The following is a 15,800-nucleotide window of genomic DNA, read 5'->3' as shown; positions in this document are numbered from 1 at the left end:
AAATGGCGGTTGAAGAAGCATTCATCATGCAGCGTGCGCGGCAGCTGTACTGGCAGGGTTATCCGCCTGCGGAAATCTCGCGCCTGATGGGCGTCAATGCGAACACGATCTACTCATGGAAAAAGCGTGATGAATGGGACACCACCCCTCCGATCCAGCGGGTCACGACGTCGATTGATGCCCGGTTAATTCAGCTGACCGGCAAGGACAAAAAGAGCGGCGGGGATTTCAAGGAAATTGACCTGCTGACGCGACAGCTGAAGAAGCTGGATAACGGCACGGCGGTAACTCAGCCTAAAAAGAAGGTGCGTAAAAAACAGAACTTTTTCTCTGAAAGCCAGATCGCGGCACTTCGCGCAAACATCCTGGATTCGCTGCACTGGCATCAGAAGGGCTGGTATGAAAACCATCATCACCGCAACCGGGCGATCCTGAAAAGCCGTCAGGTCGGCGCGACGTGGTATTTCGCCCGCGAGGCGCTGCTTCGGGCGCTGACCGGCGACGTGAAGTACAAGCACCAGCTGAATCAGATTTTCCTGTCTGCCAGTCGTCGCCAGGCCTACCAGTTCCGCAGTTTTATCCGCTCAGCAGCTGAAGAGGTGGACGTCGAGCTGAAGGGCGGTGACATGATCCAGCTGGCGAACGGGGCGGAACTGCATTTCCTCGGCACATCAGCCGCAACGGCGCAGTCATACACCGGCAACCTGTATTTTGATGAGTATTTCTGGGTCGCGCAGTTTGCCAAACTGAAGAAGGTGGCCGGTGCAATGGCAACCCTGAAGGGACTGACACGCACCTATTTCTCCACGCCATCAGCTGAAAGTCATGAGGCTTATCCGTTCTGGTCCGGAGAGGCGTTTAACAAAGGGCGCAGCAGCAAAGGGCGTATCGAGTTCGACACGACATGGAAGACGCTGAACAGTGGACTGATGTGCCCGGACAAAATCTGGCGGCAGATAGTTACCCTGCAGGATGCTATCGATCACGGTTGGGATCTGACTGACCTGGAAGAAATCCAGCAGGAGAACAGCCCGGAAGAGTATGAAAATCTCTATAACTGCGTCTTCATCAAGAACGGTGAAACGGCGTTTGATTACAACCAGCTGCTGACCTGCGGCGCGGACGGTTTCGACGAGTGGCAGGACTGGAAACCGTATGCCGTGCGCCCGATGGCAGATCGTCCGGTGTGGATTGGCTATGACCCTAACGGAGCAAGTGGGAAGGGGGACAGCGGGGCGATATCGATCAATGCCGTACCACTGGTGCCCGGCGGTAAGTTCCGCACGATTGAGACGCACAAAATACGCGGCATGGAGTTTGAAGCACAGGCCGCTCTGATTATCAGCATGTTGTCACGCTACAACGTTCACCACATCGGCATTGACGGTACCGGAATCGGTGAGGCGGTTTATCAGCTGGTTAAGAAGAAGTTTCCTGCGGCAGTTTGCTACCAGTTTTCACCGGCAAGCAAGCGGATGCTGGTACTGAAGATGCTGCAGCTTATCCGTGCCGGTCGCTGGGAGTATGACCGCGGGGAGTATGACCTGATCACCGCATTCAGTGCCGTGCGTAAGGTTGTTACGCCTGGCGGGATCATTACCTATGACACTGACCGTGCGCGCGGCGTCAGTCACGGCGATCTGGCATGGGCAACCATGCTGGCAACCATCAACGAACCGCTGGGCCAAGACGCCAGCGGTAGCGGCATGACAGTAATGGAGTATTAATGAGCAAACGAACCCCAGCGCGCGCCCGCGCCCGGACCTCTGAACGTGAAGACCTGGCGGCAGCGTTGAAGTCTGCACCCGGCCTCAGCATGTTTACCTTTGACGGTCCCTGGCCGGTAGCCAACGCACATGACCTGCTGGATAACATGTACTGCGCCAACAATGGCCGGTATTACGAAACGCCGGTGAGCTGGTACGGTCTGGCCCGTCAGTTCGGCCATGCCAGCTGGCACCAGTCGGCGATTATCTTTAAACGCAACGTACTGGCAGGCTGCTTTATCCCGCACAAGCTCTTATCCCGTCAGGCGTTCTCTGCGTTTGCTATGGACTGGTTTGTATTCGGTAACGCCTATCTGGAGATGCAAAAGAACCGGCTCGGCGGTTCCTTTGGTTTTAAGAACTCGCTGGCGAAATACACCAGGCGAGGATCTGATCTGGATACGTACTGGTTTACGCAGGCGGGTATTGACGATCACCAGTTCGAAACCGGTTCGGTTTGCCACGTCATCAATCCCGATATACATCAGGAAATATACGGCATGCCGGAGTATTTTGCCGGTCTGCTGTCGGCCAGCCTGGCACATTCAGCTGATAAGTTCCGCAAGCTGTATTACGACAACGGTTCACATGCGGGCTGCATCGTTTATGTAAACAGCGCGATGGCTGACAAAGAAAGCATCGACCAGCTCAAGCAGACGCTGACTGACACACGTCGGGGCGGGGCATTCAAAAATATTCTGCTGCATGCTCCCGAGGGCGGTAAAGACTCGGTGCAGATCCTGCCGTTCAGCCAGATATCGGCGAAGGATGAATTTGCTAACGTGAAATCATCAACCCGCGATGACATTCTGGCAGCACATCGCGTGCCGCCGCAGCTGATGGGCGCGATCCCGGAAGGTAACGGTTCGTTCGGAGATGTGGAGAAAGCGGCCCGTGTATTTGCCATCAACGAACTGACGCCGGTGATGGAAACCATGAAGCACGTCAACGACTGGCTCGGTGAAGAAGTGATCCGCTTCAACCCCTACGCATTACTGGCCTCAACGGATTAACGTTCTGGTACCACACCGTCATTACTGGCGGTGTGGTACCGCTGCAGCATCATCATTTCTGAACACAACAGGCACCTGAACCGCGACACAACCACCCACTCAAACGCAGCCAGCGCCACGCTGGCGCGATATCTCGTTTCCGATACCCCAAATGCGTATTTCCTGTATGCGTTCAGCACGTTTTTGCTGGCGAAGACTGACCCCTGTGCCACCCCAAAGCGCGGGATTGCTCCCCCGCCTCGCCCGCACATGAAACGTGCCTCTTTTTGTGCAGGTTTCAAAACCGGGCGGAGCGCCGCCAGCACTGGCGCGGGCGGCTATTCATAGTGGGTAAAAAAATGTGCAAATTCGTGCAGGTTTTTGCAATATGTTGAGTACGGGTTAGTTAGCGTTTGGTTTTTCAGTTGATAATCTAACCAAACGCAATTATTTTGATTTATATGCAATCTACATCTAAGGGTTATATATGGAAGAAGGTAAATCTAATAAAAGGCCGGATATTCCTGAGTCAATAAAAAGAGAAGTTAGGAAGAAATGTTTTTTTGGGTGTGTTATATGTGGCATGCCTTTTTTTCAATACGATCATATTGATGAGTATTCTGAAGTTAAGGAACATACGGAAGAAAACTTAGTGCTTTTATGCCCTAACCATCACGCTGCAAAAACAACTAATAAACTTTCAAAAGAACGTGTGCGCGAAGCAAAGTTAAATCCCCATAATTCAAATAGAGCTCATACCACTGGTTTTAAGCTTGAACCTTCTAAGAAACTTTCCGTTCAGTTAGGAAGTAATACTGTTTTTGGATTAAATAATAAAGAAAATGGAATACATTGCCCAATTTGGATAAATGGAATGGGATTTTTCTTGATTCACAAAGAAGACGGCTGGTTAACCTTTTCATTATCATTGACTGATTGTAATGGTAATGTGCTCTTGAATGTTCTTAAGGGAGAGTTAATGATTTCAGTTGATGCCTGGGACTATGTTTATGAAGGTGAAAACATTAAAATTCGCTCTGGTTTGAAAAAGATATTGCTTGAGTTAAATCTTTCTGATGCAAAGGTTGAATTAAAAAAAGGGATTTTCTTTGATGAAAATAAAGATGGGTTTGCGGTTGATGCTGGGACACTATTAACGTTTATTAATGGTGTGTGTCTAGGTGCATCTCATGGCGGGGTCGCCAGTAATAATGGCTTTGGTGGATGGGGGCTTTTGAATAAAAAAGAGCACCCTGAAATTTCAAAGCCAGGAAGTTTCGGTTTTTTCACAGAGGTGTAATTTATTTTTCCTCAACCTTCAGGTCTGTCCTTGTAAAACTGGGCAGTTTCTGATTGTTACTTGATTTATATATTCGTAACTTATTAAAGCGCGATATCAGTTCTTCTGATTTAATTTTTATTCCAATGTGTACATTTGACGTACGAACGGATTCTTTTTTACTGTAAATATTCCCGTCATTTCGGGAATAATAGCGCTCGCCGTTCATTGACAGCTCGCCGCCTGCTGCCAGATGGCGCGCCCAAAGTATGAGATTGTTATCGCGCCAGCCGAGCGACTGCGCGAAATCATAAATTTCAGCCACTTTCTGGCTGTCCTCTGGTGCATAGGCTGCTTTTTTCACTGGTTTTGTCGGGGCGTTTTCGCGGCGGATGCGCCGGAGGATTTCCCGGCGTTCCTGTCTGGTCGCCTTCTTCAGATCCGGCGGCCATATTTCAGCTGCCGGCACCGTCATTTCTGACGAAATGCTGTGGATAACAGTCCCGTTTTTGCTGGTTTTTTGTTCCGGGGGACAGTTATTGCCACAAGTCCAAGGGGCGCAAGCGCCCTGGTCGGCTGAGGCCTCCTGAACGGCAACGGCCTTACGAACCTTTTTCCACTTCGTCGCATGCGTGCATATCCGGCCCGTAGCCAGACGTGACCACACGCCATAAATACGGATGCCGTGATCGCCGTAGGCGTTTGCCTCTTCGTTGATCTCGTATGCAGTGCGGATAAGGTGAAGATCGCGTGGTACCAGGACGCCGCCCTGCTTCATGATGTAGGTAGCGAAGCAGCCCACGTCAGCTGCGGCCAGCACGGCATCAAGGCGTGGATTTTCCAGTACCTGCGCGCCCGGCTTTTTGTCTTTCTGCTGCCTGCCAGCCTGACCGGCCAGCAAACGCAGTTCGCGGTAAGCCTGGCGGCTCGGTATGCCAAAGAAACGGAATTGCTGTACGCGGTGCAGTGATGCCCAAGCAGTAACATGCTCCGCGTTATCACGCAGTGACTTGCCGGTTTCTTTGCTGACCTCGTTAGCCAGCCCGCGTCCGTCGATGTTCTTACTGATGTATTTCGATATGTAGCTGGTCGGCGTCCCCTTGCGGCGGTCAATCAGCTTTGATTTGAAACGAGGGCCGGTATTGTTCCCCAGCTCTGCACGATCTTCACGAATAGAGAATTTCCGCAGCATTGCGGTAACAGCCCGGCGGTCTTTTTTGCGCATAAAGCACAACAGGTGCCAGTGTACCGTACCGTCATGATGCGGCTCCGCTACACGCACGCCATACCAGCGCAGGCCAGCTTTGTGCATGGCCTTGCGGAAAGCAGCGAACATACCCACCAGGTAATCGCTGCTTTGCCTTACAGTGGCATTTTTCCACGTTGGGTTCGGTCGGCCATTACTTAACGTCGCGTGGAAGCGTGACGGGCAGGTGATGGTGTAGAAAACCGCGCAGTCGCCGCGCATTTCGGCGATCAGCTCCAACCCCTTCACACAGGCCATCATTTCATTGCGCCGGTGCGCCGGGTTGCTGCTGCTGGCGTTCACAACGTCCTCCATATCCAGCGTGTCACCGTCCTCATTCACCAGCTCATGTGCGCGGAAAAACTCCAGCGCTTTGCGACGCTGTTCACGCTTATGGATCACGGCCTCATAGCTGACATAGGGTGATGCTTTCTTGTTAACCAGACATACCGCGCGCAACTGTTCTTCGCGCCACTCGCAGCGCATCTGCCATAACTTGGCATACCACCAGTCGGCACAGCGCATACGCCCTATCGAGCCGGGGATAACGTCGTAAGGCACAGGTTTGCGGCGGCGCTTTTTGCGTCGCAGCCTGTCAAAGGCGGGCGGGATAACATCAAGGCGCATTGCCTCATCAGCAACGCGTTCCCATACACGCCTGATTTGTTCAGGCAGCGAATCACTGCCGGTTAGAAACTCGCTGCATGCGGCCTCCAGACACATATCCATATGAGCGGCAACCAGCGTGGAAAGCCTTTTCACCTGGTTCTGATTCATTTCCGGCATCACCAGCAGGCCGTCCAGCCCCTGATAGCTCGCCATGAAGCGGAAAGAGATGGAGAGCTGCGAGTCACGCACGCGGTCGAGGCGTTCGAGGCAGGGTCTGACAGTCTCACGCAGGTAGCGTGAATAGGCTTTCGGCCGGTTCAGGCTGTACAGGTAATCAATACGCTGCAGCATCGGTTTGCTGATAAATGATGGCTGGGCGTGGACGTCTGCACGGATTATCAGATCCGGGTTGAATTGCTGGCGTTCATGGGCCATTTTCGCCCGGCTCAGTAAGTCGGCCTGGTCACTCTCGCGCTGAACGGGATCGCGCGACTCGTTATAGAAATAGCGATTCCAGACCTCATCACTCAACGCCTCGCGGCGCAGCTGTTCGCGCTCGCTGTCTTTCGCATAGAGAGTGATCAGGTTTAAAAGTGCTGATTCTGATGCGTTCAGTGCAGGGGCTAGATAAGGATTAATCGCGTTTTTAGGGGCGTTCCACGAATAAACCCCAGCAACGCTGTCTGGGTTGCTGGGTGGGTTATCATCTGAAGCAGATTTAGCTGGGTTAGCTGCGGTCATTCACAAACCCCGGCATAAACGCTGTTGCAAACAGCGCTATCATTTAGCCCTGCAAACAGATCGAATTGGCTACCGCCTCTGGTTGTCATCACCCAATCGCGATAAGTCTCAATTCCATAGGCTTCTAAAGTGACAATCTCAATACGCCTTTCTGCACGGAGAGGATCGTGAGTGGACATGAAAAAAGTGGAGTTACCGCGGCGTGAGCAATCTGCTACCAGTCGTTCCCATGCAGCGACGCGCTGAATCTCTTCCGGCCAGCGATGGAAAATTTCCGCCAGCTCAGATTTTCTGGCGTGAATGCATGGCATGCATCCGACGCGGCTGCAGCCCTGTAAATAAAGTGGGTTTGGTTTTATGCCGTGCCGCTTAGCTATGGCGAAAACATCTTCATGCATCCAGTCAAGAATCGGTCGATAAATAGCTAAACGAGGGCCAATATCTAGCCCTTCCTCCCATTCGGCTAATGCTGCACGATCAGGGGACTCTTGAGCGCGCACGCCTTGCCATGAAATAACCGTCTTGCCTTCACTGAGCAAAGGATCAACGACCTGCACCTTAATTGGTTCATGCTTAAGTTCGAAGGTACAAAACCGGGCTTTAGTTGATGGGAATCTCCCTTTCCACATGCACAAATCAAGAAACGGTATCCCGGTCGGATGCAGTATTTTCAGTGCCTGCGCAATGCGTTCTGCCGCCTGCTCAGGCGACATTCCGCACTCTTCCACTAAGGAAGTAGGCCATTTCTCGGCAATGAATTTTCTTTTGCCTTCGATCTGGCGGGTGAAGTCAGCTTTCACACGGATTATCTTGCCCAGCTTAGATTCTAAGTAAGCCAGATAGTCCATGGTTTGAGGGTGCTCATGCCCAGTGTCAGCAAAAGTCATGAGCGGCTCAATGCCGTTCTCCTTGGCAACTAAGCACTGGGCCAGACTGTCTTTTCCTCCAGAAATAGTGACGCAATTTATTGTGTTAACTGCGTGGCATCGAGAATCGGCGATTTTCATACGCCATCCCCAATCGCCAGATCGAAATCCATCATGTATTTCGGGTTTGAAGTCGCGATTATTTCTGCGCCTTTCTTTCCTTGTCCGGCAGCAACGGTAACGCTGCGGGATGTAGTGATGTGGCTGAGGATGAAGTCGCGGTACGCCTTGCGGTTGAACTCGGTATCGCTATTGGAAACGACAACACGAAAACCCTCACCGGCAAGCCGATTAAGCTGTGCGGCAAGTTTTTCATGTTCTAGGCGGGCAAAGCCGCTGGTGTGGTACTGGCTGAATGTTCCGTCATAGGGCGAATCGCTATAGATCACATCGCCGGGCTGAACCATTGAAAGGGTGTCGGCGAAGTCTGCACAGATGAACGTTGCTCGTTTGGCTTTGGCAGCAAAGGCACGGATTTCATCAACAGGAAAATACGGTTTAGATATTTTCTCGTACGGAACGTTAAAGCCGCCGTTCTGGTTGTACCGACACACGCCGCGCCAGGCATGACGATTCAGATACAGGAAGGCCGCTGCCCGATACAGCAGAGTCATGCCAGGATTGTTATTGAAATCATCGCGCAGCGCGTAATAGTCCTGTTCGCCAGCGTTCTGGGCGAACAGTTTCGCAGCCAGCGCAATGAATGCGTTTTCGTGTTGCTGGATTTGCTGGTACATGTTGATCAGATCGCTGTTGATATCAGCGACGAGATAGGTGGGATAGTCAGTGGCCATCATGACGGCGCAGGAGCCGCCGAATGGCTCAACCAGGCGCTGACCGGCTGGCAGAAACTTTTTCAGCTCGGTCATGACTTTTGACTTGCTGCCGACCCATTTCAGAGGGGTTTTGACGGTCATAAGGCACCGCCTTTGCTGTCGTGAGGCATGGCAACCGTGGCATAGTCAAACCCATTACCGGTCTGGACAAAGCACTCCTGCTCCACAAAACGCTTTAGGATATCTCTTTCAGTAAATGCCTGTTTTGCACGTTCAGCCGATCCTTTATCTGTGAAATCACAGAGAGCCTGGCTTAAGCCATCCGTGTCCCGCTCATACAAAGTCCAAAACTCAGCAGCATCATCATCGACACGGCTAACGGATGCGCTTGAGTCAACAATACAACCAGAAATGAAATACTTAACAAAGATATCTCTGTAATCCCGCTGCACTTTTATCGCGATTTTTTTGCTCATTTTGCACCGCCTTTGAAGTGCTTTGCGCGACTCTCGATCAGTGACTGGCAGTGGTGGCACGTTGAAACGCCTGGCACGGCGATTCGCCGCAACTGCTCAATCTCTACGCCGCAGGATTCGCAGAAAAATGCACTTTCTGCCGTTACATGCGATCTGACCGCCATGATTTGACGCTCAAGAGTCGCGTTCGCGTGCTCCTGCGCAATGTCGATTACGTCAGCCATCAGCAGATCTCCCGCGCTTCGTTGCGAATTTTTTCAGCCTCTGCGCACAGCAATTCCGCCGCGGCTGTGGCATTCATCTGACTGCGCACGACATGGGTTGCGATTCTTTCAAGGCGGGCCGCCATAACTTCAGCGCGATTTCTGCGCTCGTCTTTGCGGGCTTCGGTAAGCAGGAAATTTATTCCTGCATCATCAACGCCAGGTTGAATAGGCCGACGCTCTACATTACGCATTTTCTGAACTCCTGAATTTTGGCAATAAAAATCCCGGCGAACAGATTCGCCTTTTTATTGACCATTAAGGATTAACGGAAAAGTATTTCGGGATTATCAAGAATTCCCGGTTTTGGTATAGGAGGTAATCCGCTCTATTGCAGCCCATTTTTGTCAGGGCGCGACCAGATATCTCCTATTTAATGAGACACTAACTAATGTGTCATTAAATAGGGCCGGTATTACCCGGCTATGCAGAAAAGTGTTCCAGGCTGACAGGTGAGGGGATTTCACCGCAATTGCACATACTGACTAGGGATTCCAGGGCATCAGCACTGACATCATCACCGGCGGCGCGGGCCACACTGGCTAACCCTTCCATGCCTACGCTCAGGCGAAAGGCGTAATCATTCAGCGACAGCTGGCGAACGGCCTCTGCGGTTGCAGTGGCGCAGTTCAGGTTTTCTTTTTTGTTGTGATATTGCTGAAGCAAATCATTAGTTAGGATTGCGTATGCTTTTTTCATTTCTTTGCCTTTCTGATGATTTCATCAATGGTTTTTTCTGCCTCAGTTGAGGAGAAGTCCCGCCCCAGATATATGCCATTGCGCATGATTTGATATGCACGGCGATTAGTTTTGCTATGTTCTGGGCATATGTGAATCGTGAAACCACAATACAGGCGCGTGTGCTTTGATATTTGAATTGTTGCGCCGGTGAATTTATTCATCTATATGATTCCTAAATAGCTAAAGAACTATCAAGCAATGCAATTAATTCAAATCTTCATCATCAGCGCTTCTTGAGCTTCCGCATACGCTTCTAAAAACTCGTAAACCATATTCACCTGGCGCTCGCGTCCTGGCTTGGTTTTTGTCAGAACCAATTTTCCTTCATTGGCTTGCTGCTGAATTGTGCGAACGGTCTGACCGGTGATCTCTGCATATGCTGAGAGGGTCAGCTTGGGGTAGGGAAGACAGAACACAACCGGGCAATCCGGCATTCCTAATAACGTTGGTTTTGGTTTCTTAGCTGTCATGGATTATCCTCTTAGATCGCGCCGGATTTACCCGGATTATTTTGGATCTGCGGTGTCAAATGACACTGTTTTGGGTGAGTATAGGGAGTCAAACGACACCATGTCAACATCGTTAGGTAAAAAGATACGTGAGATAAGAGACTGCGAAGGTCTAACGCGGGAGGAATTTTCAGCATTAACGGGTGTTGCAGCCGCAACGCTAAAGCAGTATGAAAGTGGGCGTAGAGAAAACATTAGTAGCGAAATTTTGCTGAAGATTACTCAGCACGCTCAATTCCAGAAATACACGCTTTGGCTGATGACTGATCAAACATCAGAAGCCGCCGGACAGATCGCCCCGGCTCTCTCCCCTGATGGGCAAAACATCACATCGAACCCCCAAAAAGGCCAAAAGGCTGGTTAACTGCCTTAAATATAAAAGAAAAATGGTCAAAGGGCGGAATTTGCTACCAGCGGGGGCTGTGGAATGACGATTTCTAAATTGGAGACCGGCCAGTATCGGGTCGATATTCGTCCCCAGGGCAGGGATGGCAAGCGTATTCGCAGAACATTCAAAACCAAGTCCGAGGCGCAGCAGTATGAGCGCTGGATTGTCGCAACTCAAAACAATAAAGAATGGATAGATAAACCTGCTGATAGACGACCGCTTACAGAATTGATTGAGCTGTGGCGTTCGCAGCACGGTAGAACTCTCAAGGACGGCGAGGCTATATATAAAAAGCTGATTAATATCGCCGAACGAATGGGGCATCCGCGAGCTGATCAGATCAATCGTTCCAGCATTGCCAGGTATCGCGCGTTGCGACTGGAGGCAGGAATAAAGCCTGAAACCATTAACAAAGATCAGACCATGTTAAGCGGCGTTTTTACTGCTCTGATTGAAACTGGGCTTTATCACAATGAACATCCGCTAGCCGGGCTTACGCGCATAAAACGCAGTGCCCGGCAGATGGCCTACCTCACTCAGCCGCAGATAATTGCTTTCCTGAGTGCATTGGATGGTGATGATCTCAAGGTGGCTCGTCTGTGCCTGGCTACAGGGGCAAGGTGGAGTGAAGCCGCAACATTGATGCGGGACGCAGTCATCCCTTTCAAATGTACTTTCGTTAATACTAAGAATGGCAAAGATCGCACGGTGCCAATTTCAAAGACACTCCATCGGGAAATTACTGGAGACGGTGACGGGCGCGAGCTGTTCCCCATGGTCGATTATGACAATGTGCGAAAAGTCCTCAAAAAACTGGTTCCCGATTTACCCGATGGCCAAGCCACCCACGTGATGCGGCATACTTTTGCCAGTCATTTCATGATTAACGGGGGCAATATTATTTCGCTTCAGAAAATCCTTGGGCACTCCACCATCTTGCAAACAATGGTCTATGCGCACTTTGCACCAGACTATCTGAATGATGCTGTGAAACTTAATCCATTAGCACCGTTGGAAGGGGACAAGTGATCCACATTTTGACCAAAACATCAGGATTATGGCGGATTAATTAAGACCTGTGTTTCATCTAACATCAAGATAATAAACGTAAAATACTGATTTATATGATGTATGTAAGGCCGCGCAAGCGGCCTTTTTCATGTCATTTATGTTATTCAATCTCTTGATAGATGGCATAAACACCCGTCGCAGAAAAATCCCCATGGGCGCAGTAAATGGCCTTCTTTTGTTCCATAAGAATAAATTTTCTGACTTTTTTCGTGTAGTAAATGGTGAAGATAAAACCCAGGAGAAGCCACAAAATGACCGCTAAGGTAAACGGAATCATTGACGTGACGAAGAGCTTTTCCTTGTTAAATTTAGCGATCGCATTTTCCAGATGAGACTGGCCCTCGGCTGTTGTCAGCAGGGTACATAAGTCCTGTCGGTTCCTGGCGCTGAGTAACCCCTGGCTTTCTGTTGCGGATAACGTGTTCTGCCGGCACTCCTCCACCGTTACAGACCAGCTGGAAGGCAGGAAGGTCGTGGCTTCCGACGCTTTCTTTGCGGATATGTAGAAGGGTTTTCCGGATTCTTTCCAGATCAATAGCGTTGAGTCTGGTGGGGTTCTCAATGTCTGAACCAGAGCGGGAATCAGAAACCAGGACGCCAGCAACAAAATAATGAAAAAGACAAACGTAATGACTTTCTCAGGTTTGCCGATTGTGGGGAGTTTCTTTAATGGAATTGAGATGATAAAGAAATTCAGCATGAATGCCGGGACGCCACCCTTTTTCAAAATTTCACTGTGTCCTTTTTTATAGGTGAAAATTCTGTTGGCAATTTTAATCGTTGGCTTGATGAGCAAGGCCAGAATGGTGATTAAAGCAACCGTTGTTCCTAACGGGGCATTGGTGAATTCAGCGTTGACCATATTAAGTGAGGGGGTGATATTCTGCATTTCTGCACCTTAATCTGCTGTTCTGTAAGCCAATTATTATCACCTCTGATAGCGTTGATAAAGTCCAGGAAAATAACTACCAGGGATCGATTCCCCGATTTATCACTGTAACTTCTGCTGCCAAACGGCGCGAACACGGGGGTTGATAGCACGGTTACAGAGTGAATAACACATCCGCCGCTTCCAGAGGACGCTTCCATTTTTCAGATTTCCCTCTAAAATTAACTCTCTGTTTTCACTCCAAAACGTCGCTTATGACCCTGCTTAACCAACAGATTACGCGTGCAAAACGGCGGTCAGGAATATGGCTGAGCGCGCTGGCGATATTTTGCCTGGTCCTGCTGCTGCTCAGCCTGTGTGTTGGCGATCGCTGGGTGCCACCGACGCGCTGGTTAACGGCTGATGCCGAACTGTTCGTCTGGCAGCTGCGCCTCCCGCGCACGCTGGCGGTATTGCTGGTGGGGGCCTCGCTGGCGGTAGCGGGCGCGACGATGCAGGCGCTGTTTAACAATCCGCTATCGGAACCTGGGCTGCTGGGTGTCTCCGCCGGGGCGGGCGTCGGTCTGGTGCTGGCGGTATTTGCAGGAAACGGCGACCCGTGGGTGATGAGCGTCAGCGCTATTGCCGGTGCCCTGTTCATCACACTGTTGCTGCTGCGTTTTGCCCGCAGGCATCTTTCCGGCAGCCGCCTGCTGCTGGCCGGGGTGGCGCTGGGGATCGTTTGTAGCGCGATCATGACCTGGGCGGTCTATTTCAGCAGCAGCCTCGATCTGCGTCAGCTAATGTACTGGATGATGGGCGGTTTCGGAGGTATCGGCTGGAACGAACGCTGGCTGATGCTGGCGCTGCTGCCGGTGTTACTCTGGCTGACGACTCGCTCGACGGCCCTGAATCTGCTGGCGCTGGGTGAAACGTCAGCTCGACAGCTGGGGCTACCGTTGGTTCTGTGGCGCAATCTTTTGGTGCTGGCGATTGGCTGGCTGGTGGGTGTCAGCGTTGCGCTGGCCGGAGCGATAGGTTTTATTGGCCTGGTGATCCCACATATTTTGCGCCTGAACGGTCTTAGCGATCATCGTACGCTTTTACCCGGCTGTGCCCTTGCTGGCGCGGGTGTGCTTTTGGCCGCTGATATTATTGCCCGCGTGGCGCTGAATTCCGCCGAGCTTCCGGTGGGCGTGGTGACCGCCACGCTGGGTGCACCGATCTTTATCTGGTTATTATTGAGCAACCGCTAGCCGCTAAAACGGCTATCCATCCATGTTAAACAGGAAAATTCAATGAGCATTTATGCAACAGAGCTGACTACGCTGGACGGTGAGAAAACCACGCTGGCACAGTGGCAGGGGGATGTCCTGCTGGTGGTGAATGTCGCCTCAAAATGCGGCCTGACGCCGCAGTATTCTCAGTTAGAAAATCTGCAAAAGGCCTGGCACGATAAAGGCCTGACGGTGTTGGGTTTTCCCTGCAACGCATTTCTTGAGCAGGAACCGGGTACTGAAGCGGAAATAAAAACGTTCTGCAGCACCACCTACGGCGTCACCTTCCCGATGTTTAGCAAAATCGAGGTAAACGGGCCGCAGCGCCATCCGCTCTATGCTCAACTGGTTGCCGCGCAGCCGCAGGCGCTGGCCCCGCAGGGGAGCGGCTTCCTTGAACGCATGACCAGTAAAGGCCGCGCGCCGAAGCAGCCGGGCGATATCTTGTGGAATTTTGAAAAATTCCTTATTGGCCGCGACGGTCGCGTCCTGCAGCGCTTCTCACCGGACATGGAGCCGGAAGATGAAGTCGTAGTCAGCGCAATTAAACAGGCGCTGGCAGGATAAGTGCTGCTGGATATCCGCCAGGCCGCCGTTGAACAGCGCCTGTTCCCCTTTAGCGCTGAGGTCGACAGCGGCCAGCTGATCCATCTGGTGGGGCCAAACGGCGCGGGTAAAAGCTCGCTGTTAGCCTCGCTGGCCGGCCTGCTTGACGTAAAGGGCGATATTCTGCTCAACAATGAACCGCTGATGGCGTGGGCCGCACCGCGTCTGGCGCGACATCGCGCTTATTTGCCGCAGCAACAGCGGCCTTCAGAGCAGATGCCTGTCTGGCACTATCTGTTAATGCACGATGTACAGCAGACTTCGGCCAGCGAGCAGCAGCTGATGTATTTTACCGATGCGCTACAGATTAGCGATAAGCTGCATCGCCCGCTGGGCCAGCTTTCCGGCGGTGAATGGCAGCGGGTCCGGCTTGCTGCCGTCTTTTCACAGGTCAGCCAGCCGCAGGGGCAGCTTCTGCTGTTAGATGAACCGATGACCGGGCTGGATATTGGTCAGCAGGCGGTGTTTGATCGCCTGCTTCCCGGGCTGCTTGAACGAGGCGTGACGGTTATCATGAGCAGCCACGATCTGAATCACACGCTGCGACATGCCGATATCGTATGGCTGATGCGAGCCGGGCAGCCTGCGCTACAGGGCAACCCGCAGGAGATCCTGACGCCAGAGCACCTGTCCGCGCTGTATCAGGTGCCTTTCCGCCAGCTGCAGGTAGAAGGGCGCTCTTTTCTGACCACGTTCGTGTAACCGGCCGCTAACGCTGTCAGCGTGGCGAGTTTGCCGCTAAAGTTAATATTCCGACTCCAGAGGATGGTGTGCTATGCGTTACTGGTTTGTGCTCATGATCGTGATTCTTGCCGGCTGCAGCAGCCATGCCCCTCCGCCAAAAACGCAGCTTGCCGACCGGATAATGGTGATTGCGCAGCTCGACGATCAGCTTTCTCAGTGGCACGGAACCCCTTACCGCTACGGTGGCATGAGCCGGGGTGGCGTTGACTGTTCGGGTTTTGTTTATCTGACCTTCCGCGATCGCTTTGATTTGCAGCTGCCGCGCACAACATCCGCGCAAACTGATATAGGTACACGCATCAGTAAGGACGATCTGCTGCCCGGCGATCTGGTGTTCTTTAAAACCGGCAGCGGCGAAAACGGCCTGCATGTGGGCATTTATGACACCGACAATCAGTTTATCCACGCCTCGACCAGTCAGGGTGTAATGCGATCCTCGTTGGATAATGTTTACTGGCGCAAAGTGTTCTGGCAGGCGCGACGGATTTAAACGGACGAACGCAGCGTTGACCGCTTTTGTCA

General features: G+C 51.8%; 18 protein-coding genes and 1 pseudogene. 9 read left to right on the top strand and 10 right to left on the bottom strand.

Annotation, left to right across the window (positions count from 1 at the left end; all coding sequences use genetic code 11):
• Positions 1-2: 2 nt before the first annotated feature.
• From JOE09_RS03240 to JOE09_RS03230, 3 genes are all read left to right on the top strand, one after another.
• Positions 3-1,727: a terminase large subunit domain-containing protein gene (locus tag JOE09_RS03240; RefSeq protein WP_205064768.1), complete on the top strand. Its 1,725-nt coding sequence runs from the start codon at positions 3-5 to the stop codon at positions 1,725-1,727.
• Positions 1,727-2,779: a phage portal protein gene (locus JOE09_RS03235; RefSeq protein WP_205064767.1), complete on the top strand. Its 1,053-nt coding sequence runs from the start codon at positions 1,727-1,729 to the stop codon at positions 2,777-2,779. Before JOE09_RS03240 ends, JOE09_RS03235 begins: the two co-directional genes overlap by 1 nt.
• A gap of 466 nt (positions 2,780-3,245) precedes the next feature.
• The gene (locus JOE09_RS03230) at positions 3,246-4,058 is read left to right on the top strand and encodes an HNH endonuclease (RefSeq protein WP_205064766.1); all 813 of its coding nucleotides are present in this window, start codon (positions 3,246-3,248) and stop codon (positions 4,056-4,058) included.
• A gap of 504 nt (positions 4,059-4,562) precedes the next feature.
• On the opposite strand, the pseudogene JOE09_RS03225 reads toward JOE09_RS03230, so the two are convergent.
• The 9 genes and pseudogenes from JOE09_RS03225 to JOE09_RS03185 all read right to left on the bottom strand — a co-directional run.
• Positions 4,563-6,633: pseudogene (locus JOE09_RS03225) on the bottom strand (replication endonuclease); the annotation flags it as partial.
• Positions 6,630-7,640: a phosphoadenosine phosphosulfate reductase domain-containing protein gene (locus tag JOE09_RS03220; RefSeq protein ID WP_205064764.1), complete on the bottom strand. Its 1,011-nt coding sequence runs from the start codon at positions 7,638-7,640 to the stop codon at positions 6,630-6,632. The gene JOE09_RS03220 and the pseudogene JOE09_RS03225, both read right to left, overlap by 4 nt.
• A complete protein-coding gene (locus tag JOE09_RS03215) occupies positions 7,637-8,476 on the bottom strand; it encodes a DNA adenine methylase (protein ID WP_205064763.1) in 840 nt (279 codons plus the stop codon). The genes JOE09_RS03220 and JOE09_RS03215 overlap by 4 nt, the downstream gene beginning before the upstream one ends.
• On the bottom strand, positions 8,473-8,811 hold the full coding sequence (locus JOE09_RS03210; RefSeq protein WP_205064762.1) for a hypothetical protein: 339 nt from the start codon (positions 8,809-8,811) through the stop codon (positions 8,473-8,475). Before JOE09_RS03210 ends, JOE09_RS03215 begins: the two co-directional genes overlap by 4 nt.
• A complete protein-coding gene (locus JOE09_RS03205; protein ID WP_205064761.1) occupies positions 8,808-9,035 on the bottom strand; it encodes a TraR/DksA C4-type zinc finger protein in 228 nt (75 codons plus the stop codon). The genes JOE09_RS03210 and JOE09_RS03205 overlap by 4 nt, the downstream gene beginning before the upstream one ends.
• Positions 9,035-9,268 (bottom strand): DUF2732 family protein, encoded by a 234-nt coding sequence (locus tag JOE09_RS03200; protein WP_205064760.1) that lies wholly within the window; start codon positions 9,266-9,268, stop codon positions 9,035-9,037. The genes JOE09_RS03205 and JOE09_RS03200 overlap by 1 nt, the downstream gene beginning before the upstream one ends.
• Positions 9,269-9,497: 229 nt before the next feature.
• On the bottom strand, positions 9,498-9,773 hold the full coding sequence (locus JOE09_RS03195; protein ID WP_205064759.1) for a hypothetical protein: 276 nt from the start codon (positions 9,771-9,773) through the stop codon (positions 9,498-9,500).
• Positions 9,770-9,976: a DUF4761 domain-containing protein gene (locus tag JOE09_RS03190; RefSeq protein WP_205064758.1), complete on the bottom strand. Its 207-nt coding sequence runs from the start codon at positions 9,974-9,976 to the stop codon at positions 9,770-9,772. Before JOE09_RS03190 ends, JOE09_RS03195 begins: the two co-directional genes overlap by 4 nt.
• A gap of 48 nt (positions 9,977-10,024) precedes the next feature.
• A complete protein-coding gene (locus JOE09_RS03185; RefSeq protein WP_205064757.1) occupies positions 10,025-10,285 on the bottom strand; it encodes a hypothetical protein in 261 nt (86 codons plus the stop codon).
• Positions 10,286-10,385: 100 nt separating this feature from the next.
• On the opposite strand from JOE09_RS03185, the gene JOE09_RS03180 reads away from it, so the two are divergent.
• Complete coding sequence (locus tag JOE09_RS03180) at positions 10,386-10,688, top strand: helix-turn-helix domain-containing protein (protein WP_205064756.1); 303 nt, start codon at positions 10,386-10,388, stop codon at positions 10,686-10,688.
• Positions 10,689-10,751: 63 nt separating this feature from the next.
• Positions 10,752-11,741: a phage integrase gene (locus JOE09_RS03175; protein WP_205064755.1), complete on the top strand. Its 990-nt coding sequence runs from the start codon at positions 10,752-10,754 to the stop codon at positions 11,739-11,741.
• 142 nt (positions 11,742-11,883) lie between these two features.
• Here JOE09_RS03175 and JOE09_RS03170 read toward each other — a convergent pair whose 3' ends face one another.
• Positions 11,884-12,672, bottom strand: coding sequence for a DUF6216 family protein (locus tag JOE09_RS03170; protein ID WP_239552904.1), 789 nt, complete (start codon positions 12,670-12,672; stop codon positions 11,884-11,886).
• Positions 12,673-12,926: 254 nt separating this feature from the next.
• Between JOE09_RS03170 and btuC the strand changes: the two genes are divergently transcribed.
• The 4 genes from btuC (at position 12,927) to JOE09_RS03150 (ending at position 15,768) form a co-directional block, all read left to right on the top strand.
• Positions 12,927-13,907, top strand: a complete 981-nt coding sequence (gene btuC, locus JOE09_RS03165) for a vitamin B12 ABC transporter permease BtuC (RefSeq protein WP_200544606.1) — start codon at positions 12,927-12,929, stop codon at positions 13,905-13,907.
• A 42-nt stretch (positions 13,908-13,949) separates the two neighbouring features.
• Positions 13,950-14,495 (top strand): glutathione peroxidase, encoded by a 546-nt coding sequence (locus JOE09_RS03160; protein WP_200544608.1) that lies wholly within the window; start codon positions 13,950-13,952, stop codon positions 14,493-14,495.
• Positions 14,496-15,236: a vitamin B12 ABC transporter ATP-binding protein BtuD gene (btuD, locus tag JOE09_RS03155; RefSeq protein ID WP_205064754.1), complete on the top strand. Its 741-nt coding sequence runs from the start codon at positions 14,496-14,498 to the stop codon at positions 15,234-15,236.
• 73 nt (positions 15,237-15,309) lie between these two features.
• Positions 15,310-15,768 (top strand): C40 family peptidase, encoded by a 459-nt coding sequence (locus tag JOE09_RS03150; RefSeq protein WP_200544612.1) that lies wholly within the window; start codon positions 15,310-15,312, stop codon positions 15,766-15,768.
• The last annotated feature ends 32 nt before the right edge of the window (positions 15,769-15,800 follow it).

Source organism: Pantoea coffeiphila (assembly GCF_016909495.1).
Lineage (GTDB): Bacteria > Pseudomonadota > Gammaproteobacteria > Enterobacterales > Enterobacteriaceae > Erwinia > Erwinia coffeiphila.
This window is presented reverse-complemented; position numbering and strand designations above follow the sequence as displayed.